A 24,377-nucleotide genomic window follows, 5' to 3' on the forward strand; every position below is an offset into this window, starting at 1 on the left:
CGCCGCGCAGTCCTCATCTACGCCGTCATTTCAGGCGTGACAAGGACTGTCTTGCATCTCTCCCAAACCTTCATGCGCCAGACGGGTGCGTCCAGCGCATCACGGCTTCACCCCCGGGCGGTGAATGGCCACGGGCTCATCCGCGAGCGCGTCGGGGGCGTCGGGGCCAGGATCGTCGGGGGCATGGGCGAGCGGGAAAACCACCGTCTGACCGTCCTCTTGCTGCTCGGCGACGTTTACCTGCACCGGAGTATCCACGATCGCAGCAACGGCAGTGGAACCGGCAGGCGGCACAATGTCCTCTGGCAGAGGCTCTGCCGGCAACGGCGGCTGGGGAGCCGGAGCTTCAGGCAACGCCGTTTGCGGTACAGCTTCAACAGGCGTCTCTATAGTTTCGGTGAAGACCGCCGCGGGCTCCTCCACAACGGGCGTCACGACCTCGGAAGGCTCATGCGTCGATGCGACGGTCGCCACGCCCGCAATCGCGGCGGCGGGGGCCGCGAGCACCGTGGCATCACGCTCGTTATCGGTTGCGCTCTCGGTTTCTTCCTGCGGAAGCTGCGTGTCATCGCCGATCTGCTCGACCGGCGCGCTCCACCGGAAGGCGTCGAGACGCCCCGACACCGGCGACACCGGCAGCCAGGTTTCCGAAACCATGCCGTCCGCAATCCACGCAGGATCGCGCGGGGCGCGGGACGCGCGGCCGATCCACTCTCGCCATTCGCCGGCAGTGCCATGCTCCGCTTCGGCGATATCGGCCATTAGCAGGCATGTGCGCACGGTCGGATGATCGTCCAGCAGCGGCGCGATGGCCTGACGCGCCCTGTCGAAATCCCGCACCTCAAGCGCGGCAGCGGCCTTCAACAAACGCGATTCCGGATTGTTCGGCGCGATGCGAGCCAAAGTTTGCGCGCGTTCCAGACGGTCGCGGGCGGAATCGCCGGGGCGCAGATCGAGATAGGCGCTGGCGATGTCGGGATGCGGCGACAGCTTCCATGCCGCCTCCAGAATCCGCGCTGCCTTGCGCAGATTCCCCTCGCGCGACAGCAAACGGCCCGCCAGCACGGCGGCGGGAACCAGATCGGGCGCCAGCTTCACCGCTTCGCGGGCTTCGCGCGTGGCTTCCTGCGGGTCGCTGTTCTGATGTGACAGGGCGTTGGCGGTCAGCAGCACGGCGCGCAGGCGCTTCGCTGTATCGCGGCCAATGGCCTTTTGCCGCGACTGGCGTTCGAGCGTCGCCAGAGCACCGCGCCAGTCCTGATCGGCAGATTGATATTCCAGCACGGCCTCGCTGGCCCAGGTCACCTTCGGCGCAAGTTCGCTGGCGCGCAGCGCATAAGCGCGCGCGGCCGCATCATCGCCCTTGCGGCGTGCCTCCACAAAGAGACCGCGCAGGCCCAGCACGCGCGTCTCGGATGTTTCGAGCATTTCCGTGAAGGCTGTCTCCGCCCCGGCGCGGTCGCCGGACATCTGCGCCGCCTGCGCCTTCAGCAGCAACGTCAGTGGCTCGCGGCCAAGCAGTCTTTCCGCCTCGGTGGCATGACGCCGCGCGCCGGGAGAATCGCCGGTGCCCACGGCGATCAGCCCGCGCGACACAGACGTAAACCCCTTGGCGCGGCGACGTGCGCGGGACGAGAGGGAAATCGCGCCCGGCAGCCCGAAGACATAGCGGAACAAGCCCCACAGAACCACGACCGCCACCGCGATCGCGCCAACAGCGGCCAGCGCGACGACCACCGAGGTCTCGATGCGGTAGCCCTGCCAGACGACAGAGACATCGCCGGGCCGGTCCGCCAGCCAGCTTATCCCGAGCGCGATCAGGCCCAGAGCGATGATGAATCCGACAATGCGCAGCATGGGCTCAGCCCCCCTGTCCGGACGTCGCCGGCAACGCTTCGAGCGCCTTGATCTGCTGGTTGATGAGGCTGGACAGCGCCGTTTCCGCAGCCGCGCGCTTTTCCAGCGTTTCGCCCAGCGCCTGCGTATGCGCCCGCGCCTGCTCCGGCAGGTTGCGCCATGCGGCAAGGGCCGCGGCGGTATCGTTGCGGCGCAACGCAGCCTCGACCTGCCCGGCAACATCCGAAGATGACGGCTCGCCATCCACCGAGCTGATGCGCACGATCCGCGATGCGCTGGCCGCCAACCGCTCAACGATGCCCGCGTCAGGCGGCAACTCCTCGATGGGGAAGGAAGCCGAAGCGTTCGAGAACGACGCTGCAAGCGATGCCGGCACCGCGACGCCGTTGGCCGCGCCATGCAGCGGCGAGAGGGACGTGGCGTCGATGCCAAGCCGCGTCAAAGTATCCAGCTCCGCCGTGTAGTTCTGGCCACGGGTGAGCGCGGAGGCCAGCCGCTCCAGCACCGCAAGACGGGTGACGATGACGACCCGCTGGCCAAGCGCGGCAGTGACCGCCTGCTCCCGGCGCTCGGTTTCCGCAACCGCCCCCTCGGTGGCGGCGACGCGGGTGGCAAGCCGCGCGATCTCACCGGCCTGCGTATCGGCAGCGGCGGCAAGGCGATCCAGATCTATGCCGCCGATTTTCGTGCGCACTGTCTCCTCAAGCCCCGTAAGGCGCTGGTTCAGACTGGCGCCCTCGCCCAGCGCCTGCTTGATGCGGGCGGGGTCCAGCTCCGTAATGGTCTGCTCGACAGTGCCGATGCGCTCACCGACAGCGGCAACCTGCCGGCCGATTTCCTCTTTTTCGAGGCCGAATGCGTCACTGAAACGGGTCACATCCGCACGAAGCGCATCGACGGTTTCATTGTCCGCTCCGGATGGGCTCGCGGACACATCGTCCGTGCGGCGGGCCAGCTCTTCAAGCTGCCGTTCCAGCGTGGCCACGCGGTCGACGACGGCAGCGTGGAGCGTGCCTGTTTCCTGAGCCACGCGCGCCGCAGCCGTTTCCTCGATGGCTGCGATACGCTGTTCCTGTTGCGCCTGCGGCCCAAACAGATAAGGCACAGCCGCCGAGACGCCCGCGCCTGCAATACCGCCGGCGATCAGCGCGATGAGCACGCCGCCAAGGCTGCTGCGGGGAGCGGGAGCCGATGCAGGCGGAGGTGGAGGCGGTGGAGGTGGCGGCTCTGCACCGCCGTTACCCGCGCCATACCCCGCTTCCTGCCGCGTGGCGGCGTTATCCTGAGGGGAGGCTTCTTCTTCGATAACGGTCTGCCGGCCAGCGTCTTCCGCTGGAACATCGTCGGGCGTCAGGGGCGCGGTCCCGGATGTTTCCGGCGCGGAGTCCACGGGCGCTTCAGATACGGCAGCAACTGTTTCCTCGGCGGGCGCGGCGTCCGCAGGCGCGGGATCGGCAACGGGTGTCGAATCGGGCGATCCTTCATCCGGCTTCGCGGACGGCGTCACGGTGACGGACAGGGGCTTCTGATCCAGCGTCACGGGTTCGCGGCGGGGCCTCGAACGGCCTGAGCCGACGCTGCCGGAGTTCTCATCGGTCATGAAGCTGTTCCTCCCTGCTGTCCTGTCGCAACGTCGAAAGGCGATAAATTGAGCCTGAAACCAACGTCATGAAGGTGAAGCCATCATGACTGCCTCGCCCCCCGTTCTTATCATCCTCGCGGCCTTCATGGCGAGCCTTGACGCCGGTCAATCCCGGAGAAAAGCGCCAGCAAGGCATCCTCATGCGGCCGTTCCGCCACGAAAATCCTTGTTACACCCCGTTCTCGCAACGGCGCGGCAACATCCTCCGATAGGACATAATGTTTCAGAGCCGCGAAGATTGGCCACAGCCCGGCCTGGGCCGCAAGCTCCGCCGCGATCATCGCACTCCGGCGCGAATAATGCATGGCGGCGTCGATCGTTCCATCGCGCAGCCCCGCTTGCGCTATGTCCGGCAACGCTTCCGCCGCGCGTGCGGCATAAACGATCCACGGCGCGACATCGACGCCTGCCGCCGCCAGCAGCGCCGGCGTGTCGTGTTTGTGGTCGGCTCCCAGCGCCAGCAGCAATCGAGCGCGCCCGGCGCGTGGCATCGCCTGATGGGCGAGATGCTGATGGCGTGCGAAAAAATGCCGCGCCATCGCCGCCATGGAATGACGCTCGCCATCCGCCGCATGAATATGGCCGAACCCGGCCTCGCGCGCCATCAGCGCCGTGCGCTCTCCCACGGCCAGCACCGGCAGCGCCTTCATCGCATCAGGCAAGCTGGCGAGACGATACAATGCCGCGGCGCTCGTTATGCCGATGGCGTCGAACGGCCCGTCGGGCATGGGTTCATCCACTGCCTCGATCCGGACCACGGGAGCAGCAATGCCCTCCACGCCCAGCGCCGCCAGCCGCGACGCCGTGCGCAAACCGGGCGCTTTCGGGCGCAGGATGAGCACGCGCGTCACCGGCTCAGTCCTTTCCGCCCGCGCGGTGCGGCAGCAGGCCCGGTCCGGCGCGCGCCAGAACCTCCCGCCCCGCATCCTCGCCCAGCGCCCGCGCATCGGCGGCGGAACCGGCGCGCGTCACTGCCACGGTCTCCCGGCCATCCTCGGACAGCAGCAGGCCGCTGAAGTCGATGCGGTCACCGTCCACCCGCGCATAGCCCGCGATGGGCGTGCGACACGAGCCGTCGAGCACGCGCAGGAACGCTCTTTCGGCCTCCAGCGCAATGCCGGTGGGCCGGTCGGCGATGGCAGACACAAGAGCGCGCACGGCGTCATCCTCGGCCCGTGTGACGATGGCGATGGCCCCCTGACCGATGGCCGGCAGCATCGCCTCCACGGGAATCGGCCCCGCAGCCTTGTGCGTGAGGCCAAGGCGGTTAAGACCGGCCATGGCGAGCAGCGTGGCGTCGATCTCGCCCGCCTCGATCCGCCGCAGCCGCGTGCCGACATTGCCCCGCAGCAGCGTGATGCGCAGATCCGGGCGCAAACGCAGCACCTGCGCCTGGCGGCGGAGCGACGCCGTGCCCACCACCGCCCCTGCCGGCAGATCTGCCAATGACGATGCTCGCAGGCTGATGAAGGCGTCCCGCACGTCCTCGCGCGGCAGGCAACCGGCAATGACAAGGCCATCCGGCAGTTCGGTGGGCAGATCCTTGGCGGAATGCACGGCCAGATGCGTGCGGCCATCCAGCAGCGCGGCATCCAGCTCACGCGTGAACAGGCCCTTGCCCCCCGCCTCGGACAGCGCCCGGTCGAGAATGAGATCGCCCGTCGTCTTGATCGCCGCGATCACGATGCCCTCCGGCGCTTCCTCGCCGGTCTGTGCATGCTGCGCACCCCCGTTCAGGGCCTCGAACAAACGCCACGCGACCTGACGGGCCTGCGCCAACGCCAGCGGGCTGCCCCGGGTGCCGATGACCAGCGGCACGGGCGCTTCCGGCGACGAGATTCCTGAAGACAATGTAGAGGGCAGCTTGGAAGACGGCTTGGAAGACGGCTTGGAATACACCTGGGTTCGTTCCTTTCTGCCCGCCGGGTCGCCCGTTTCGCTGGCGGGATCGGGCAACCGGCGGGATCGGGCAACTGGATTGCGAGCGCGGGATTGCGACTGTTTGCCGAGGACTATAGGGTGAGGTAAAGGAAAGGCAATCCATACGCGGCGCCGCCGCTCGAAACAGCAAATCGTGGTGAACCCTGTTGATGCGTGTTCTTGCCGGCTCTTCGGGCCGTGTTCTCGGCATTGAATCCACCTGCGACGAAACCGCCGCGGCCGTCGTCGAGGCGGACGCCAGCGGTCGCGGATATATATTGTCCAACGCCATCCTCAGCCAGATCGCGCAGCACGCGGCCTATGGCGGCGTGGTGCCGGAGTTGGCGGCGCGCGCCCATGTCGAGGTCATCGATCACATCGTCGCGCGGGCGCTCAACGAGGCCGGGCTGAAGCTGGCGGATATCGACGCCGTCGCCGCCGCTGCCGGGCCGGGCCTCATCGGCGGTGTCATCGTCGGGCTTACCACGGCCAAGGCGCTGGCGCTGGTCACCGGCAAACCCTTCATCGCCATCAACCACCTCGAAGCCCATGCGCTGACGCCCCGCCTCACCGACAATGTCGATTTCCCCTACCTGCTGCTGCTGGTGTCGGGCGGGCATACCCAGCTTGTCGCGGTGCGCGGCGTGGGCGACTATGTGCGGCTCGGCAGCACCATCGACGATGCCATCGGCGAGGCTTTCGACAAGACAGCCAAGATGCTCGGCCTGCCCTACCCCGGCGGGCCGGAGGTGGAAAAGCAGGCGCTGAAGGGCGACGGCGACCGATTCGCCCTGCCGCGTCCGCTCAAAGGGCGCGCGGCTCCGGATTTCTCGCTCTCAGGCCTCAAGACAGCCGTTCGCATCGAGGGCGAGCGCGTGTCGCCGCTCAGCGCCACCGACATCGCCGACCTGTGCGCCTCGTTTCAGGCGGCCATCGTGGACATCATCATCGACCGGACCCGTGCGGGCCTGCGCGCTTTCGAAGGCGTGGCGGGACGTCCCAATGCCCTGGTGGTGGCCGGGGGCGTGGCTGCCAACGGCGCGATCCGCGCGGCGCTGCACCAGCTTGCCACGGAAACCGGAATCAAGCTCGTGACGCCGCCACCGGCGCTGTGCACGGATAACGGCGCGATGATTGCCTGGGCGGGGCTGGAGCGTCTGCGCCTCGGCGTGACCGACGATCTTTCAGCACCCGCCCGCGCCCGCTGGCCGCTCGACAGCGTCAAAGCGGATCTCCCCGCCGATCCGACCTTCGCACCCACCGACGACGAATCCCCCGAGGCCGCGCGGGATGCTGGCAAGGAGCTGCCGGCATGACCGATCTGGACCGGCCCATCGCCGTTCTGGGCGCAGGGTCATGGGGCACCGCATTGGCCAACGCCATCGGGCAGAAGGACCGCGCCGCCGTCCTGATCGACCGCGATGCCGAACGTGCGCGCACGATGGCGCAGACGCGCGAAAACACCCGTTATCTTCCGGGCGTCATGCTGTCGCCGCATGTCGAGGTGACGGCGGATCAATCGGCCTTGTCCTCGGCCGCCGCCATCCTTCTGGCCGTTCCGGCACAGCAGATGCGAGGCGCATTGCGCGCTGTGGCGGCGCTCGTGCCCCCCGGCACACCGCTGATCGTGTGTGCCAAGGGCATCGAGCGGGATACGGGCCTGTTCATGACCGATGTCGTGACGGAAACCGTGCCGCATGCCATACCGGCCATTCTCTCCGGCCCGAGCTTTGCTGACGATGTGGCGCGTGGACTGCCTACGGCAGTCAGCCTCGCCAGCGCCGATCTGACGCTGGCGGCGGCCCTTGCACAGGATCTGTCCAGTCCGTCATTGCGGGTCTATCACGGCGATGACGTTCGCGGTGTCGAGATTGGCGGCGCGGCCAAGAACGTGCTGGCCATCGCCTGCGGCGTGGTCTACGGCCGCAAGCTGGGTGAAAGCGCCCGTGCGGCATTGGTGGCGCGCGGCTTTGCCGAAATCACCCGCTTCGCCCGGGCGCTTGATGCGCGCGCGGAAACGTTGATGGGGTTGTCCGGGCTTGGCGACACGGTGCTGAGCTGCGGGTCGAATCAATCACGCAACTTCGCGTTCGGCGAAGCGCTTGGTCTGGGCGTGCCCGTTGCGCAGGCGTCGGGCGGCAAGCTGGCGGAAGGCGCCTTCACCGCGTCGGCCCTCCTCGCTCGCGGGCGAAAGGCGGGCGTCGAGATGCCCGTATGCGAGGCGGTCGAGGCGCTGGTGGCCGAGCGCGTTACCGTCGATCAGGCGATAGAGGCGTTGATGACGCGCCCGCTGAAACCGGAGGCATGAGATGGCGCACTGGTTATACAAATCCGAACCCGACGTGTGGTCATGGGACCAGCAGGTGGCGCGCGGCGACGCGGGCGAACACTGGAACGGCGTGCGCAACTATCTTGCCCGCAAGCACCTGCAGGCCATGAAAAACGGCGATCTTGGCTTTTTCTACCATTCCAACCAGGGCAAGGCGATTGTCGGCATCGTCGAGGTCATCCGGGAGTATTACCCCGACCACACCGATGAAAGCGGACGTTTCGGGATGGTGGATCTCAAGGCCGTGCGGCCGTTGAAGCATCCCGTAACGCTGGATGAAATCAAGCAGGAGCCGCGCCTGTCGGATATGATTCTGGTTAACAACTCACGCCTGTCGGTGCAGCCCGTCACGGACGAGGAGTGGCAAATCGTGCTCGAACTGTCCGAGCGATAAGTGCTCTTCAGAACAACCGGCCTGCGGCATGCATTAGCAGAAAGTGGAATGCTTCCAAGGGTTGCCGCGCCCCGGCGTCTGCGCCTACATTCAATGGCACGGATCCGGAATAGGACCATCATCAAAGTCCGCGAAGCCTGTGGTAGCATCCGCAATGTGCACCTTGGCCGAATGACGGGCAATCGGGAGAGAAGCGATGTCGGAACATATCCATAAAGTTACCGAAGAGTGGGCAAAGCGGGCGTTGATCGACGCGAAAACCTATCAGGAATGGTACGCGCAATCCGTCACCGACCCGGATACGTTCTGGGGCGAGCACGGCAAGCGGATAGACTGGTTCAAGCCCTACACGAAGGTCAAGGATACGTCGTTCGCGCCGGGCAACGTCTTCATCCGCTGGTTCGAGGACGGCACGCTGAACGTCGCGCATAACTGCATCGACCGTCACCTGCCCCACCGCGCCAACCAGACCGCCATCATCTGGGAAGGCGACGATCCGTCCGAGTCGAAGCACATCACCTATCAGGAACTGCACGACCGCGTCGGCGAACTGGCCAACGTGCTGCGCAACCGCGGCGTCGAGAAGGGCGACCGCGTCACCCTCTACCTGCCGATGATCCCGGAGGCCGCATACGCCATGCTGGCCTGCGCGCGCATCGGCGCGGTGCACACCATCGTTTTCGCCGGCTTCTCTCCCGACTCGCTTGCCAGCCGCATCGAGGACGCCGGTTCGAAGTTCGTCATCACGGCGGACGAGGGCCTGCGCGGCGGCCGCAAGGTGCCGCTGAAGGCCAACGTCGATGCAGCGCTGAAGCGCGTCGCCGGCGTCGACCATGTGCTCGTTGTGCGCCGCACGGGCGGCGATGTCGATATGGAGCCGGGCCGTGACGTCTGGTATCACGAAGCCATCGAGCAGGTGACGACGGAGGCCCCCGCCGTCGAGGTCAACGCGGAAGACCCGCTGTTCATCCTCTACACCTCAGGCTCCACCGGCAAGCCCAAGGGCGTGCTGCACACCACGGGCGGCTATCTGGTCTACGCGTCCATGACGCATCAGTACGTCTTCGATTACCAGGAAGGCGACGTTTACTGGTGCACGGCGGATGTGGGCTGGGTCACGGGCCACACCTATATCGTGTATGGCCCGCTCGCCAACGGCGCCACCACGCTGATGTTCGAGGGCGTACCGACCTATCCGGATATCTCCCGCTTCTGGCAGGTTGTGGACAAGCACAAGGTCAACATCTTCTACACCGCCCCCACCGCCATCCGCTCGCTGATGCAGGCTGGCGAGGAGCCGGTGAAGAAGACGTCGCGCGCATCTCTGCGGCTGCTCGGGTCCGTGGGCGAGCCGATCAATCCCGAGGTGTGGGAATGGTATCGCCGCGTCGTCGGTGACGACCGCACGCCGATCGTCGACACCTGGTGGCAGACGGAGACCGGCGGTTTCCTCATCACCCCGCTGCCCGGCGCTATCGATCTGAAGCCCGGCTCCGCCACGCTGCCGTTCTTCGGCGTCAAGCCCGCCATCGTCGACAGCGAAGGCAAGGTGCTGGAAGGCCCTGCCGAGGGGAACCTCGTCATCACGGATAGCTGGCCGGGCCAGATGCGCTCTATCTACGGCGACCACAAGCGCTTCGAGGAAACCTATTTCGCCACCTACCCCGGCAGCTACTTCACGGGCGATGGCGCTCGCCGCGATGCGGATGGCTACTACTGGATCACCGGCCGCGTCGATGACGTGATCAACGTCTCCGGCCACCGCATGGGCACGGCGGAAGTGGAATCGGCGCTCGTCGCCCATCCGAAGGTGTCGGAAGCTGCCGTTGTGGGCTACCCGCACGACATCAAGGGACAGGGCATTTACGCCTATGTCACGCTGATGGAGGGCGAGGAACCGTCTGACGAATTGCGCAAGGAACTGGTGGCGTGGGTACGCCGTGAAATCGGCCCCATCGCCTCGCCGGACCTTATCCAGTTCGCTCCCGGCCTGCCGAAGACGCGCTCCGGCAAGATCATGCGCCGCATTCTGCGCAAGATCGCTGAAGACGAATTCGGCAATCTGGGCGACACGTCAACGCTGGCCGATCCGAGCGTTGTGGACGATCTTGTCGACAACCGCCAGAACCGCCACGGCTGATGCACATCACGCCCTGTCCCGGGTTCAATGAGTCCGGGACAGGGTCATCCTCAATCCAGAACAGTAATCGCCAATCATTCCGACAAACCATAAAAATAGGAATATCTCTAATCAGTACTGAAACATCTATTTTTATATATACATAAAAATCTAAATAACTGAATATTATTACACAATTTTTAACACAATACAATAATTCAAACTCACCTTAGCTTATACCATGATTACTTCACGTACATCAATGTCATACGCATTACAATGTCATGCATTATAAGGAGAATCAGGATTGGATTTGAATTTATTGCATAATATACACATTGAATTGTGCGAGTAAAATATAATATTAGTATGATTTCTATTCTTTATATTTAGCGAAAATCATATTGCGGGATATGTAATGTCAAGAAATCAATCAGTATACCCCCCCCCCCCCCCCGTAAAACAACTGGGGAAATTGACACCAAGACCTCCTCAAAAAACGAATTCCACCAGGTCCTCGATAGCGAGCGTGCTATCCTTAAAGCTAACAAGACCATAATCTTGAATGCTCTGCCGGATGTCATGGACAAGTTCTATGACTACCTGTCCGAATTTCCGGAAACACACTCGTTTTTCAATAACCGTGAACACATCCTGCATGCCAAGGCGATGCAGATCCGGCATTGGGGCATTATTCTCGACGCGAAATTTGACACCGAATATGTCGCCTCGATCAGGAAAATAGGTGAAGTCCACAGCCGTATTGGGCTGGAACCCAGCCTATACATCGGCAGTTACAATTTCCTGCTTTGCTCACTGCTTGAAAAGATCGTGATGCTCCGCCACCCGCTGGCACTGCTACGTCGCAATGAAGCCTTCGCCCTGCAACTGGCATTGATTAAAGCAGTCATGCTGGATATCGATTACGTGATCGGAGTTTATCTGGATGCTGGCCAGCGCGCCAGGATCGCGGAGATGAGTGGCCTCGCCAACAAGCTTGAAAGCGAGGTCGGCGGCATTGTTGAGCATCTGGACGATAACGCAAAAGGACTCAACAGCACCGCAGCCGGTATATCCACTATATCACACCGCGTTTTGGGACAGACGGGCAATATTGCTGGAACTCTTGAACAGACGAACACCAGTGTAGGAGCTGTCGTTACCGCATCGGAGGAGCTTGCCTCATCCATCTCCGAGATTTCGCGACAAACGACGGAAGCTGCTGCACTCGCCGACCGGGCAAGAGAAGATGCCAGCCAGGCTGAAAAACTGATCAGCAAGTTAACCTCCGACGCGCAAAGTATAGGCAACATCGTCAGTGTTATCACGGATATAGCCGACCAGACGAACCTGTTAGCGCTCAACGCCTCCATCGAAGCCGCAAGAGCCGGTGAACATGGACGCAGCTTCTCCGTCGTCGCCACGGAGGTAAAGGCGCTGGCTCAGCAGACGGCGCGCGCAACAGAAGCCATCGGCAGTCAGATTACCAGCGTTCAACAATCCACTGCTGATGTCGTCAAGATTATTCATGAAATCAATACGGTAATTGGCGCGCTCAACGGTGTATCACGCGCGATCGCAGACGCGGTCGAGTTACAGAGCAGCGCTACGAACGAGATATCGCACAATAATCAGCAACTCGCGGTCGGTACCGCTGAAGTGGTGAATAACATGGCCGGCATCTCCGGCAGCATGAATGATCTGGCCAGTTCGTCCCGTTTCATGCTGGAACTATCCAACGATCTCGCGAGCAGCGCCGAGCGCCTGAAGGAAGAGGTGTTCCTCTTTCTGGAGCACGCCCGGGCGGCACGCTAGAGCCACATTGATCAGAAATCGCTGGCGATACCCTTGACTTCCCAATCGTCATAGCGCACGGGTTCCAGTCCGCCGCGACCGTTGATCTCGCGCTGGCGGGCAAGCTCGTTGGCCTTGCCGTCGATTTCAGCCCGCCGCCGGGCCGCCTCGGCCAGCGCCCGCTCAGCGGCAGGCGTCAGCACCTTGGTTGTGACGGGCATGGGCGTCAATTGCCTGTCAGGCGGGATCGCGCTGGCGGAAGAATTGTCCGGGGGCAATGCCATTGGCGGCTCCTTGGGGCAGTTTGCATTCAGGTCAGTCACTTATATTAGGGAATTATCAGCGTGCAAGGCAACCGGCCGCATGGCGGCGCTCGCAAGGATCAGGCTTCCACAGGCGCGGCTGTTCGCCGCTCCGCTCCGGGGCGCGGCCGCACGCCGCCAGTCCCGCGCGGGCTGCCGCCCCGCCGCGTGGCGGCATTCGTGCTGCGCGACATCACCGACGACGGCCTGACTCTCGACGACGCGCTTGCGCACCAGTTTGGCGAGGGCGAAGGAGCGGCGCTGGATGAGCGCGACCGCGCCCTCGTGCGGGCCATTGCCACCGCTGCCCTACGTCGACTCGGCACCATTCACGCCGCGCTGGACGCCCGGATGCCCAAGGGAATCCCGGCCAAGTCCGGCCTGCTGGCGGAAATCCTGATCGTCGGCGCAGCACAGGTGCTGCTGCTGGATATCCCGGATCGCGCCGCCGTCGATCTTGCCGTGCATCATGCCCGCGCGGACCGCAACGCCTTTCCCTACGCCAAGCTGGTGAACGCCGTGCTGCGGCGCATAGCCGAAGCGCGGGAGGCCATTTTGGCCGATACCGATGTGGTTGATGCACCGCGCTGGCTCTTTGACCGTTGGCAGAAGACATATGGCAAGACCGTCGCCCGGGCCATCGTCGAAGCCCAGCGCCGCGAGCCGGGCATCGACATCAGCGTGAAGTCCGACCCGGCCCTCTGGGCGGAGCGTCTGAATGGCATGGTGCTGCCGACCGGCTCGATCCGCCTCACCGAGCGCACGCGCATTGCCGAACTGCCGGGCTTCGATGAAGGCGTATGGTGGGTGCAGGATACCGCGGCCAGTCTGCCGGCGCTGTTGATCGGCGCCAAGCCGGGCGAACGCGTGCTGGACCTTTGCGCCGCCCCCGGCGGCAAAACGGCGCAGCTTGCCGCAGCCGGCGCAACCGTCACAGCCGTCGATCGCTCGCCAGAGCGACTGGAGCGCCTGCGCGACAATCTGACGCGGCTTTCCCTCACCGCCGATGTCGTCGCATCCGACGCGCGCGATTTCACCGGCGGGCCGTTCGATGCCGTTCTGCTCGATGCCCCTTGCTCGGCCACCGGCACCATCCGCCGCCATCCCGATGTCGCGTGGACGCGGGGACCACAGGACATCACCAGCCTCGCAACGCTTCAATCCGGGCTGCTGGACCATGCCGCCGCACTGGTGGCCCCGGGCGGACGCCTCGTTTACAGCACCTGCTCGCTGGAGCCGGAAGAAGGCGAGGAGCAAATTGCCGCGTTCCTGGCCCGCCATGCGGATTTCGCTCGTGCGCCCATCTCGGCCACGGAAGTCGGCGGCATAGAGGAGGCGCTGACGCCCGCTGGCGATCTGCGGACATTGCCGCAATACCTCCCCAACGACACCGCGCGGCTTGCCGGCCTCGACGGTTTCTTTGCCGCGCGGCTGGTTCGCAAAGCCGTCTGAAGCTATAGCGTGGCCTGTTAATTCGCTGTGGACAAAGCAGCGAATTAACCTCTCATTAGTGGTGCCACGCAGAATTTCATGAACCACCGCGCCGAAAAGACCATCCGCGTGTAGAATGCTGCCAATCGACAACGGTCGATCAGCGCAAGCACCCTCTGGCAAAACCACCTCAGACACCGACGGAGTCCGGCATGGCCTTCATGGCATCTGGAGAGCAGCACGGCTATTCTCACGACGCCGAAGACACGCAACCGCCGCGAGGCGGTGGCAGGCGCGCGCGCCGCCGGTCGTCTCGTCGTCTATCGTGGGTTTCACTGGCATTCAGTCTCACGCTTTTCGCCGGCGTTGCGGCGATAGCGCTTCTGGATATCGGCCCGTTCGGCGATGAAACCGTGCAGACGCATCCCGGCATCACCGCCTACAACGCCCCTTCCACACCGGCCATCGATGCCCTTGGCGAACGGCTCACCGCCAGACCGGATATCTGGACACAAATCCCGGATGCCGAGCCGCTGTATCGTATGCGCTCGCTGGAGCTGGTGGATCTTCCCGCCAGCTACGAGGCGCGCGAGCACGGCCGCGGCGGGCGGCTCGATCTGCTGAGCTTCGGCGACTTCGCCTCCCCGGGCCTGCACCTGCATCTCGTCGTCTACCGCATGGGTGAAGAGGCCCCACCGCCCTCCACGTTGTTCGTCGATCTGGCGCGGCGCGGCGCGGAGTCCGGAGTCGGCGTTATCAGTCTCGGCAACACACTGACGCAGGACACAAAGTTCGGCATCGCGGAAGTGGCCGGCGCGGAACTCAGCTTCGGCGGGCGTGAGCGGGCGTGTCAGGTATACAGGCTGAATGTCGTCGACCAGACAACGCTGCAACTTCTGGGCTGGACCTGCGATGACGAGCCCGTCACCGCGCCGGAAATCGCCTGCTTTATCGATCACCTCACCCTGACCGAGGTCGCCAGCGATACAGCGCTCACAAGGCTGTTCGACTCAGCTGCCCAGCGTCAGCTCCCGGAATGCGGCGCAGTGCCACTGCCTGTCGGCCCGGAAGGGATCTGACACAAAAAAGGAGAGCTGCGTTAACCGCCGCCCTCCCCTCTCGCATCAAAAAACTGACAACTCTTCACATCTTACGCCCGCAAGCGCGAACGACATCACTGCGTGAGCGCATCCAGCTCGCGGATAACAGCGTCGCCCACTTCGGCGGTGCCGACAGTCGGCGCTCCCGGCGCGGCAATATCCTTGGTGCGCACACCGGCAGCGAGCACGTTTGCAACGGCTTTCTCCACCAGATCCGCCTCCTGCACCAGCCCGAAGGAATAGCGCAGCGCCATGGCGAAAGAGCCGATCATGGCCAGCGGGTTGGCAAGCCCCTGCCCGGCAATGTCCGGCGCGGAACCATGCACCGGCTCGTATAGAGCGCGGCGCTTGCCGGTGACGAGGTCTTCCGCACCCAGCGACGCCGAAGGCAGCATGCCGAGCGAGCCGGTGAGCATCGCCGCGACATCCGACAACAGATCGCCGAACAGGTTATCCGTAACGATAACATCGAACTGCTTGGGATTGCGCACAAGTTGCATGCCGCAGTTGTCGGCGAGGATATGCTCCAGCGCGACATCCGGATAATCCTTGTGCACCTCGCTGACCACCTGATGCCACAGCACGCCGGTTTTCATCACGTTGCGCTTTTCAGCCGATGCCACGCGGCCCTGCCGCCGACGCGCCAGCTCGAAAGCCACGCGCGCAATGCGCTCGATCTCATGCGTGGTGTAAATTTGCGTATCGACAGCGCGCTTTTCGCCGTTTTCAAGCGTGACGACCTCTTTCGGCTCGCCGAAATACACACCGCCGGTGAGTTCGCGCACGATAACGAGGTTGAGTCCGTCGACATATTCCCGCTTCAGCGCCGATGCCTCGGCCAGCGCCGGATAGCAGATGGCGGGGCGCAGATTGGCGAACAACCCCAGATCCTTGCGCAGCCGCAGCAGGCCTGCTTCGGGGCGGACATCATACGCCACGCCGTCCCATTTCGGGCCGCCGACCGCACCGAACAGCACCGCATCCGCAGACAATGCGCGCTGCATGGTTTCGTCGGTGATCGGCAGGCCGGAGGCATCATAAGCCGCACCGCCGACGAGATCCTTCTCCACCTCGAAACGCACGGTGCCGCGATTCGAAAACCATGCAACCAGCTTTTCGACCTCGCCCGCCACTTCCGGGCCGATGCCGTCACCCGGCAGGATCAGCAGATTATAGGATGTCATTGATGGCGCCTCGCTTGTTATCTCGTGAGCCGCGAGCGGCCCGCCGCCCGCGATTCCCGTCTTACATCATCCGGAGCCGACTGCCATAGCCGATTACGTCACACCCAGGGGCGCTCAGTCGTATTGCGCGTCTCGTAATCGGTAATTTCGCCAGTCTTTTCCATAGTCAGGCCGATATCATCAAGCCCGTTGAGCAGGCAATGCTTGCGGAAGGGGTCGATATCGAAGAGAATCATCTCGCCGTCGGCAGCGGAAATCGTCTGCGCCTCCAGATCAACCGTGAGGCGTGCATTTTCACCCCGGCGTGCGTTGTCGAGCAGCAGCTCAAGCTGTTCCGGCGTGACGCGGATCGGCAAGATGCCGTTCTTGAAGCAGTTGTTGTAGAAAATATCCGCGAACGACGTCGAAATGACGCAACGAATACCGAAATCCAGCAACGCCCAGGGCGCATGCTCGCGCGACGAGCCACAGCCGAAGTTGTCGCCGGCCACAAGAATTTCCGCCTTGCGATAAGCCGGCTTGTTCAGCACGAAATCCGTGTTCTCGGAGCCGTCCTCGTTAAAGCGCAATTCCGCGAAAAGACCGCGCGACAAGCCTGTGCGCTTGATCGTTTTCAGGAACTGCTTGGGGATGATCATGTCGGTGTCGATGTTGACGATTTCCAGCGGCGCCGCGACGCTCGTCAACTGGGTGAATTTATCCATTGTCGAAATCCCGTGTTTCGATAACCGGCCCTGCCCTGCCGGCATGATGTCAGTCGCCTTCCGACTCGGCCTGCCGTTCGATGGCTTCCATGTCCTCGTCCGAAAGGCCGAAGTGATGGCCAATCTCGTGCACAAATACATGGGTGATCAGGCCGCCCAGCGTTTCCTCATGATCGGCCCAGTAATCCAGAATCGGCCGCCGATAGAGGAAGATCGTGTTGGGCATCTGCCCCGTCCACACCATGCCGCCGCCCTGCGCCAACCCGTTGCCCTGAAACAGGCCGAGCAGGTCGAAAGGCGTCTCGCACTCCATGGCTTCAAGCGTTTCGTCATCGGGGAAGTCCTCGATGCGAATGATGACATCGCGCGCCAGATTACGAAAGTCCTGCGGCAACGCGGCAAAGGCAGCCGCCGCCAGATCCTCGAAAACATCGAGGCCCGGGGCCTGTGCGTCGCGCCAGCGTTCCGAATCCGACGCGCTCATGGTCAGCGCCAGTCGCGCACGTCGACGAAACGGCCGGCGATCGCCGCCGCCGCCGCCATGGCCGGGGACACGAGGTGCGTGCGCCCCTTGAACCCCTGCCGGCCCTCAAAATTACGGTTCGAGGTGGAGGCGCAGCGCTCGCCCGGCTCCAGCTTGTCCGCGTTCATGGCCAGACACATCGAGCATCCCGGCTCACGCCAGTCGATACCGGCATCGCGGAAAATCCGGTCGAGGCCCTCGGCTTCCGCCTGCTGCTTCACGAGGCCCGACCCCGGCACGATCATCGCCTTGACCCGCTCATGCACCTTATGCCCGGCGACAACGCGCGCGGCGGCGCGCATATCCTCGATGCGGCCATTGGTGCAGGAACCGATGAACACACGGTCGATTTCGACGTCGGTGATCTTCGTGCCAGGCCGCAGGCCGATGTAATCGAGCGCGCGCCACTTGGCCTGGCGCTTCATCTCGTCGGCAATCTGATCCGGATCGGGCACAACCCCGGTCACCGACACCACGTCCTCCGGGCTGGTGCCCCAGGTGACGATCGGCGGCAGGCGTGCGCCATCCAGCACGACCTCGCGGTCGAAGAAGGCCCCGTCATCGGTGCGCAGGCTATCCCAGTAACGAACAGCCGCATCCCACGCATCACCGCGCGGCGTCTTGGGACGGCCCTTCAGGTATTCGTAGATCTTCTCATCCGGTGCGACCATGCCGGCGCGCGCGCCACCTTCGATGGTCATGTTGCACACCGTCAGACGGCCTTCCACCGACAGCGAGCGGATTGCTTCGCCGGCGAATTCGATGACATGGCCCGTGCCGCCCGAGGTGCCGATTTCGCCGATGATGGCCAGCACCACGTCCTTGGCCGACACGCCTTCCGGCAACTGCCCGTCGACAGTCACGCGCATGTTGCGCGCCTTTTTCTGGATCAGCGTCTGCGTGGCAAGCACGTGCTCCACCTCGGACGTACCGATGCCGTGCGCCAGCGCGCCAAACGCGCCGTGGGTCGAGGTGTGGCTGTCGCCGCAAACGATTGTCGTGCCCGGCAACGTAAAGCCCTGCTCCGGGCCGACGACATGGACGATGCCCTGCCGCATGTCCAGCTCATTATAATATTCCACGCCAAAATCGCGGGCGTTCATCGCCAGCGTCTCGACCTGCTGGGCGCTTTCAGGATCGTCGATGCCCTTCGAGCGATCAGTTGTCGGCACGTTATGATCGACAACCGCCAGCGTGCGATTGGGCGCATGCACCTTGCGACCGGCAACGCGCAGGCCCTCAAATGCCTGCGGGCTGGTCACCTCATGGACGAGGTGGCGGTCGATATAGAGCAGGCAGGTGCCGTCCTCCTGCTCGGAGATGACGTGGTCATCCCAGATCTTGTCATACAGGGTACGGGGGTTGCCGTGATTCTGGCTGGCGCTCATGGCCTTACCTTGGAATATGGTGCGGAAGCACCCTTACGGGCGCTGCTTCGCAGGAGAAAACTGGAAAATCGACAAAAGCCGCTTATCGATACGGCCGGAACTGACGCCGGATACTGCCGACGTCAGCGACTAAGGCCGGCGGCAAGGGATGCGCTGAAACGGCCGAAGAAGCGCCACGGCAGGCGTGCGTGATCGTGCAACGCGGCAAACTCCTGCGTCGTCGGCCACCTGAGCCGGACGACCTGCCGCGCAACGGTGCGCATCACCGAGTTGTCACACGAAACCATTCTCATGAGAATTGTTCTTATCACAGCCCTTGCCGGGTAACAAACTCTTTTATGAAAGCTCTATGGCGAAACAAAAAGCAAGGGCAGCACCGCTTTCGCGGGCTGCCCCAAAAATCCCAAACGGGATAAAATCTTACTCGGCGGCGGGCGGAGCGGCCTTGACTTCGCCCTTCTTGGCCAGACGCGTCCGGTCGACGCGCTCGGCGATACGGGCGGACTTGCCGCGACGATCACGCAGGTAATACAGCTTGGCGCGACGCACGCGGCCACGGCGGACAACCTTGATCGACTCGATGATCGGGGAGTAGACCGGGAACACGCGCTCCACGCCCTCGCCGTAGGAAATCTTGCGGACGGTGAAGCTCTCATGCAGGCCGGACCCGCCGCGTGCGATCACGACGCCTTCGTAGGCCTGAACGCGGCTGCGCTCGCCTTCCTTGACGCGGACGTTCACGATGACGGTATCGCCCGGTTGGAATTCCGGCGTCTCACGGGCGGCGGAAAGCTTGGCGATCTGCTCTTTTTCGAGCTGTTCGATAATGCTGCTCATTGGTCTTTGACTCCTGCCGACGCACCTTGCGGCGCAAGCGTTTCGGCGCGCTGTTTTCAATTGTTTTATCCCTGCCGGAAGCGAAGTCTGGCGATCCGTTCCTGATGCAAGGGATGCTGGGCTATACACGACCCGATGGCGGATGTCGAGCCGTCATTTCCGCTGGCGGTCCAGCAGGTCTGGCCGACGCTCGCGCGTCAGCCGCAAGGATTCCTCCTGCCGCCACCGGGCAATCGCGGCGTGGTTGCCGGAGAGCAGAATATCGGGAATCGCCCTTCCCTCCCACTCGCGCGGACGGGTGTAGTGCGGATACTCCAGCAGGCCCGTCTCGAAGCTCTCTTCGGTGCCCGACTCGTCATGCCCCATCACGCCGGGCAAAAGACGCACGCACGCATCGAGCGTCACCATGGCCGCGATCTCGCCGCCGGAGAGAATGTAATCGCCGATCGATACCTCTTCGAGAGTTCGACCGCCGATGACCCGCTCGTCAACGCCCTCGAAACGGCCGCAGACGATGACCACGCCCTCGCCGTCCGCAAGTGCACGGGCGCGGGCCTGCGTCAACGGCCTGCCGCGCGGGCTCATCAGCAGGCGCGGACGCGAGTCGCTTGCATCACAGACAGCATCGATGGCAGCGGCCAGCACATCCGCCCGCAACACCATGCCCGGCCCGCCACCGGCAGGCGTGTCGTCCACGCTGCGATGGCGGCCAAGGCCGTGATTGCGGATATCGTAAGCGTCGAGCGTCCAGTCGCCGCGCCGCAGCGCCTCGCCGGACAGGCTGATGCCGAGCGGCCCCGGAAACATCTCCGGAAACAGCGTCAGCACACTGGCACGCCAGCCTGTATTGTCACTCACGGGGAGCATTCTCGTCATCGTCGAACAGGCTACCATCCGCGACCACGATGCGCCCACCGGGAACATCCACGACAGGCACGAATGCCTTGGTGAAGGGCACCAGCGCACTGGGCCGGCGCCCCGCCGCGGGGGCAATCTCGATGACGTCGCCGCCACCGAAATCATGAAACGCCACCAGACGGCCGATGACGTCACCGGCTTCGTTCTCGACACGCGCACCGATGACATCGGCCTGAAGGAACTCGTCTTCCTCCAGCTCCACCTGCAAACGGTCTCGCGGGATATAGAGCTGCACGCGTGTCAGTGCTTCCGCAGCCTCGCGGCTGGAAACACCCTCGACGCGGGCAACGAACATATCAGAAGTACCCGACACCGGCCTGAGCCCGAGGAGCACGACAGGCGCGCCACCTTCGTTCTCAAGCGGGTTGTACTTGATGATGCCGGCGGGATCGCCGGTGTGGGACTTCAGCCGCACCTCGCCACGAACGCCGTGGGCGCGGCCGAACTCGCCGACAAGGACGCGGTCGCGTCTGTTTTCAGCCATGATCCGCGCCTGTCACCATCACGCCTCGGCGGCTTCTTCCGCAGGTGCTGCGGCAGCGGCTGCGCGCTCGGCACGCTCTGCGGCGCGCTCCTGAGCCTTCTTGCCGGGCTCGGCCTTCTTCGGGTTGCTGCGGGCCGGACGGGTCACGACGCCAGCCTGATCGAGGAAGCGGAGCACGCGGTCGGTCGGCTGCGCGCCCTTGGCCAGCCACTCCTTCGCCTTTTCGGCGTCGATGGTGACGCGTGCCGGATCGTCCTTCGCCTTCAACGGATCGTAGGAGCCCAGACGGTCGATGAAGCGACCATCGCGCGGAGAGCGCGCATCAGCAACCACGATGCGGTAGTAGGGACGCTTCTTGGCGCCACCACGGGCGAGACGAATCTTGAGAGCCATAAGTTGTTCTTCCTTTAGTCAATTGAAACGACAAACAATTTTTACTTCTTCTTGCCGAACGGATTACCGAGCAAACCACCCGGCAACTTGCCGGGAGCGGGCTTGCCAAGGCCCGGTAAACCGCCGCCGGGACGTCCAAGCCCCGGAAGTCCACCCGGCGGCATGGGCGGCAAGCCGCCTGACTGACCACCGGGAAGACCGCCGGCGAGCCCCGCCGGCAATTGCTTCTTCATCTCCTCCAGCGCCTCGGGCGTAATCTTGGAAGGATCGATCTGCGGCATGCCGCCGCCAAGGCCGAACATGTTGCCAAGCGCCCCGGCGATGCCGCCGCGCCCGCCCTTGCCCATGGCCTTCATCATATCCGCCATCTGGCGGTGCATCTTCAGCAGCTTGTTGACGTCTTCGACGCGGGTGCCGGAACCGGCGGCAATACGCTTCTTGCGGCTGGCCTTGAGAATATCCGGCGAGCGCCTTTCCTTCGGCGTCATCGAATCGATAATCGCCTTCTGGCGGCCCAGAACACGCTCATCCAGATTGGCATTGTCGATCTGGTTCTTGAGCTTGCCGATGCCCGGCATCATGCCAAGCACGCCCTTCATGCCGCCGATGCGCTCCATCTGGCTGATCTGATCGCGCAGGTCGTTCAGATCGAACTGGCCCTTGCGCATCTTCTCGGCCATGCGCAGGGCTTTTTCGGCGTCGATCGATTCCGCCGCCTTCTCGACCAGCGACACGATGTCGCCCATGCCCAGAATACGGTTGGCCACGCGCTGAGGATGGAAGTCCTCCAGCGCATCGATCTTTTCGCCCGTGCCCATCAGCTTGATCGGCTTGCCGGTGACAGCGCGCATGGACAGCGCCGCACCGCCACGGCCATCGCCGTCCATACGGGTGAGCACGATGCCGGTGATGCCGACGCGCTCATCGAAGGCGCGCGCGGTGTTGACCGCATCCTGACCGGTCAGACTGTCGGCGACGAGCAGCACTTCATGCGGATCGGCGAGTGCCTTCACCTCGGCAACCTCGGCCATCAACGCTTCGTCGATGGTGACGCGGCCGGCGGTGTCGAGCATCACGACATCATAGCCGCCCAGACGCGCCGCCTCCAGCGCACGCCGCGCGATCTGCGCCGCCGATTGCCCCGCCACGATGGGCAGGGAAGCCACGCCCACCTGCTGCGCAAGCACGGCCAGCTGCTCCATCGCCGCCGGGCGGCGCGTGTCGAGCGAGGCGAGCAACACCTTGCGCTTGTCCTTGTCGGTCAGGCGGCGGGCGATCTTGGCGGTGGTCGTCGTCTTGCCCGAGCCCTGAAGACCGACCATCAGAATGGCGACGGGCGGCAGCGCATCGAGGCTGATGGTGACGGCGTCCTTGCCCAGCGTCTCGACGAGCTGGTCATGGACGATCTTCACAACCATCTGGCCTGGCGTGACCGACTTGACCACGTTGGCGCCAACGGCGGCGTCGCGCACCTTGTCCGTGAAGCTGCGCACGACTTCCAGCGCGACGTCCGCTTCCAGCAGAGCGCGGCGAACCTCACGCAGCGCCGTGTTGACATCGGCTTCGGTCAACGCGCCCCTGCGGGTCAGCGAGTCGAAAATGCCGGAAAGCTTGTCGGAAAGACTTTGGAACATGGCTGTCTCCGATTATCCGTTGACTGGATATGGCCGTGCGGACGGGCAATGCGCAAGCCCCGGAAGCGCGCGGCCCATTACGGCAACACACCTCTCCATCGACATCCGGACCAGACCCGGCCCCGCCATTTCGGCGCGGCCCGTTTCGCCAACCATGCAGTTCTCTCCATCATCCGTCCGGCGGCCCACGATTGCGATTCGCAAAGCCATAGCGCGCCCGAGGGCGCAACGCGCTGTCGGACGTTGACCTCCGGCCGGGCATGGCCCGGAACACGGTCGGCGGCTCACGAACAAGGGTTCGGGCGGATATATCCGGATCTTATGCGGCGATGAAGCGGGGCGAGTCAAGTCCAAAAAAGACCACGTTACTCGTGAACCGGCAATTCCTGTAGCGGCGGTTCCTCTGCCGCGCCCGCAGGCGGCGAGCCTTCCCGCGCCGGCGATTCCTTGGGCTGGACGTAGATATAGACCTCCAGCGACTCATCCGTGGGATCGGTCAGATCGGTGACGTATTCCTCGATGAAGGCGTCCTGCACCAGCACGTTCTTGCTGTCGAGATAGGCGGTGATCGCCTCGTAAACGGTGTCGATGTCGTCATACGGCGCGGCGTGAACGAACCGGATCGCCTTGCCGGACGGGCTGACGCCAAAGCGCACCTGCGGCGCGGGCAAAGCTTTATCCGTTCGTGCGGCGACGTGCTCCGAAAGCGCCTGCTCCAGCGCCTCGCGGGCTTCATCGTCATTATCCGGAGTGGAGACCGGCAGCATGGCGTCGAACCGAAAACCTGCGTCGTCGGTGTTGGTGAAAACGGAAAACGGCCGCCCGCGCACGTCGAAGCCTGCCGCCATCACCACTTCATCGAGAGTGCGGAACGCGGCGGCAAGGCTCTCGAAGCCCTTCTCCCAGGTGCTTTCCGATGACAGAATAACCGTTTTCCGGGCAGCGATATCCACCTGCTCCACATCCACCGCCTCGGCGGGCGGCGGGGCAAGGGTGGCGCGAGACGGGTCGACGGTTTCGGGACGCGCGGTGTCCGTGGGGGACAGCGACATCTTGTCAGAGTGGGAGATGAACGGCGCGGCCGGCGTGGTGCGGGGCTCAGACTGGGCTGTTTCGGCTGACGCTGGATTGGCGGACATCGGCACGGACACGACCAGCGCGGCGGCAAGCGCCATCGCTCCAGCCCTCCGCACAGGGCGGAACGGCAGGCGATTCGCCAAGAAGCGATCGTTGGCAGAGCCCATACGCATGATCACCCGATCTCCGGCTTTCCCGCCCGCTTGCGCAAAAGGCAGGACGAGTGCGCTCATCAAGCCATACCAACGCGAAAATTGAAAGACCGGGAAAAAGTTGCATCCAGACCGATCTGCCCGGCTGACAGGAGTTGCGGCCCCGCGGGCAAGTACATCCGCGCATTCTTCTGC

General features: G+C 64.0%; 23 protein-coding genes. 7 read left to right on the forward strand and 16 right to left on the reverse strand.

What is annotated here, in order from left to right; genetic code table 11:
• Positions 1-99 precede the first annotated feature (99 nt).
• The 4 genes from FHS81_RS04380 to hemC all read right to left on the reverse strand — a co-directional run bounded on the left by FHS81_RS04380 (position 100) and on the right by hemC (position 5,338).
• Complete coding sequence (locus FHS81_RS04380) at positions 100-1,857, reverse strand: heme biosynthesis protein HemY (RefSeq protein WP_183750854.1); 1,758 nt, start codon at positions 1,855-1,857, stop codon at positions 100-102.
• Positions 1,858-1,861: 4 nt separating this feature from the next.
• Complete coding sequence (locus FHS81_RS04385; RefSeq protein WP_183750855.1) at positions 1,862-3,457, reverse strand: COG4223 family protein; 1,596 nt, start codon at positions 3,455-3,457, stop codon at positions 1,862-1,864.
• A gap of 125 nt (positions 3,458-3,582) precedes the next feature.
• Positions 3,583-4,350: a uroporphyrinogen-III synthase gene (locus FHS81_RS04390; protein WP_183750856.1), complete on the reverse strand. Its 768-nt coding sequence runs from the start codon at positions 4,348-4,350 to the stop codon at positions 3,583-3,585.
• 4 nt (positions 4,351-4,354) lie between these two features.
• On the reverse strand, positions 4,355-5,338 hold the full coding sequence (hemC, locus tag FHS81_RS04395; protein ID WP_343052436.1) for a hydroxymethylbilane synthase: 984 nt from the start codon (positions 5,336-5,338) through the stop codon (positions 4,355-4,357).
• A gap of 251 nt (positions 5,339-5,589) precedes the next feature.
• On the opposite strand from hemC, the gene tsaD reads away from it, so the two are divergent.
• The 5 genes from tsaD to FHS81_RS19250 all read left to right on the forward strand — a co-directional run bounded on the left by tsaD (position 5,590) and on the right by FHS81_RS19250 (position 12,076).
• Positions 5,590-6,735, forward strand: a complete 1,146-nt coding sequence (tsaD, locus tag FHS81_RS04400) for a tRNA (adenosine(37)-N6)-threonylcarbamoyltransferase complex transferase subunit TsaD (RefSeq protein ID WP_183750857.1) — start codon at positions 5,590-5,592, stop codon at positions 6,733-6,735.
• Positions 6,732-7,727: an NAD(P)H-dependent glycerol-3-phosphate dehydrogenase gene (locus tag FHS81_RS04405; RefSeq protein ID WP_183750858.1), complete on the forward strand. Its 996-nt coding sequence runs from the start codon at positions 6,732-6,734 to the stop codon at positions 7,725-7,727. The genes tsaD and FHS81_RS04405 overlap by 4 nt, the downstream gene beginning before the upstream one ends.
• 1 nt (position 7,728) lies before the next feature.
• On the forward strand, positions 7,729-8,142 hold the full coding sequence (locus FHS81_RS04410) for an EVE domain-containing protein (protein ID WP_183750859.1): 414 nt from the start codon (positions 7,729-7,731) through the stop codon (positions 8,140-8,142).
• A gap of 196 nt (positions 8,143-8,338) precedes the next feature.
• Positions 8,339-10,282 carry an acetate--CoA ligase gene (gene acs / locus FHS81_RS04415; protein ID WP_183750860.1) on the forward strand — a complete coding sequence of 648 codons (1,944 nt, stop codon included), beginning with the start codon at positions 8,339-8,341 and terminating at the stop codon, positions 10,280-10,282.
• A 453-nt stretch (positions 10,283-10,735) separates the two neighbouring features.
• Positions 10,736-12,076, forward strand: a complete 1,341-nt coding sequence (locus tag FHS81_RS19250; protein ID WP_343052437.1) for a protoglobin domain-containing protein — start codon at positions 10,736-10,738, stop codon at positions 12,074-12,076.
• Between the two features lie 11 nt (positions 12,077-12,087).
• On the opposite strand, the gene FHS81_RS04425 is transcribed toward FHS81_RS19250, so the two are convergent.
• Positions 12,088-12,276 (reverse strand): DUF1674 domain-containing protein, encoded by a 189-nt coding sequence (locus tag FHS81_RS04425; RefSeq protein WP_183751249.1) that lies wholly within the window; start codon positions 12,274-12,276, stop codon positions 12,088-12,090.
• Positions 12,277-12,399: 123 nt separating this feature from the next.
• Here FHS81_RS04425 and FHS81_RS04430 point away from each other — a divergent pair, with 123 nt between their 5' ends.
• Both FHS81_RS04430 and FHS81_RS04435 read left to right on the forward strand, forming a co-directional pair.
• Positions 12,400-13,809, forward strand: a complete 1,410-nt coding sequence (locus FHS81_RS04430; protein WP_183750861.1) for a transcription antitermination factor NusB — start codon at positions 12,400-12,402, stop codon at positions 13,807-13,809.
• 191 nt (positions 13,810-14,000) lie between these two features.
• On the forward strand, positions 14,001-14,867 hold the full coding sequence (locus tag FHS81_RS04435) for a hypothetical protein (protein ID WP_183750862.1): 867 nt from the start codon (positions 14,001-14,003) through the stop codon (positions 14,865-14,867).
• A gap of 95 nt (positions 14,868-14,962) precedes the next feature.
• Here FHS81_RS04435 and leuB read toward each other — a convergent pair whose 3' ends face one another.
• The 11 genes from leuB to FHS81_RS04490 all read right to left on the reverse strand — a co-directional run bounded on the left by leuB (position 14,963) and on the right by FHS81_RS04490 (position 24,263).
• On the reverse strand, positions 14,963-16,072 hold the full coding sequence (gene leuB, locus FHS81_RS04440) for a 3-isopropylmalate dehydrogenase (RefSeq protein ID WP_183750863.1): 1,110 nt from the start codon (positions 16,070-16,072) through the stop codon (positions 14,963-14,965).
• Between the two features lie 98 nt (positions 16,073-16,170).
• Positions 16,171-16,776, reverse strand: coding sequence for a 3-isopropylmalate dehydratase small subunit (leuD, locus tag FHS81_RS04445; protein ID WP_183750864.1), 606 nt, complete (start codon positions 16,774-16,776; stop codon positions 16,171-16,173).
• A gap of 49 nt (positions 16,777-16,825) precedes the next feature.
• Positions 16,826-17,260, reverse strand: a complete 435-nt coding sequence (locus FHS81_RS04450; protein ID WP_183750865.1) for a metallopeptidase family protein — start codon at positions 17,258-17,260, stop codon at positions 16,826-16,828.
• A gap of 2 nt (positions 17,261-17,262) precedes the next feature.
• The gene (gene leuC / locus FHS81_RS04455; protein ID WP_183750866.1) at positions 17,263-18,687 is read right to left on the reverse strand and encodes a 3-isopropylmalate dehydratase large subunit; all 1,425 of its coding nucleotides are present in this window, start codon (positions 18,685-18,687) and stop codon (positions 17,263-17,265) included.
• A 122-nt stretch (positions 18,688-18,809) separates the two neighbouring features.
• Positions 18,810-18,980 carry a hypothetical protein gene (locus FHS81_RS04460; RefSeq protein ID WP_183750867.1) on the reverse strand — a complete coding sequence of 57 codons (171 nt, stop codon included), beginning with the start codon at positions 18,978-18,980 and terminating at the stop codon, positions 18,810-18,812.
• Positions 18,981-19,107: 127 nt separating this feature from the next.
• Positions 19,108-19,524: a 50S ribosomal protein L19 gene (gene rplS / locus FHS81_RS04465; RefSeq protein WP_183750868.1), complete on the reverse strand. Its 417-nt coding sequence runs from the start codon at positions 19,522-19,524 to the stop codon at positions 19,108-19,110.
• A 153-nt stretch (positions 19,525-19,677) separates the two neighbouring features.
• Positions 19,678-20,382 carry a tRNA (guanosine(37)-N1)-methyltransferase TrmD gene (gene trmD, locus FHS81_RS04470; RefSeq protein ID WP_428982430.1) on the reverse strand — a complete coding sequence of 235 codons (705 nt, stop codon included), beginning with the start codon at positions 20,380-20,382 and terminating at the stop codon, positions 19,678-19,680.
• Entirely contained in the window at positions 20,375-20,926 is a 552-nt protein-coding gene (rimM, locus tag FHS81_RS04475) for a ribosome maturation factor RimM (RefSeq protein WP_183750870.1), read from the reverse strand. The genes trmD and rimM overlap by 8 nt, the downstream gene beginning before the upstream one ends.
• A gap of 18 nt (positions 20,927-20,944) precedes the next feature.
• Entirely contained in the window at positions 20,945-21,319 is a 375-nt protein-coding gene (gene rpsP / locus FHS81_RS04480) for a 30S ribosomal protein S16 (RefSeq protein WP_183750871.1), read from the reverse strand.
• A 41-nt stretch (positions 21,320-21,360) separates the two neighbouring features.
• Positions 21,361-22,953 (reverse strand): signal recognition particle protein, encoded by a 1,593-nt coding sequence (ffh, locus tag FHS81_RS04485; RefSeq protein ID WP_183750872.1) that lies wholly within the window; start codon positions 22,951-22,953, stop codon positions 21,361-21,363.
• A 365-nt stretch (positions 22,954-23,318) separates the two neighbouring features.
• The gene (locus FHS81_RS04490; RefSeq protein ID WP_183750873.1) at positions 23,319-24,263 is read right to left on the reverse strand and encodes a GyrI-like domain-containing protein; all 945 of its coding nucleotides are present in this window, start codon (positions 24,261-24,263) and stop codon (positions 23,319-23,321) included.
• Between the last annotated feature and the right edge of the window lie 114 nt (positions 24,264-24,377).

It is taken from the genome of Pseudochelatococcus contaminans (assembly GCF_014195635.1).
GTDB classification, from domain to species: Bacteria; Pseudomonadota; Alphaproteobacteria; order Rhizobiales; family Beijerinckiaceae; genus Pseudochelatococcus; species Pseudochelatococcus contaminans.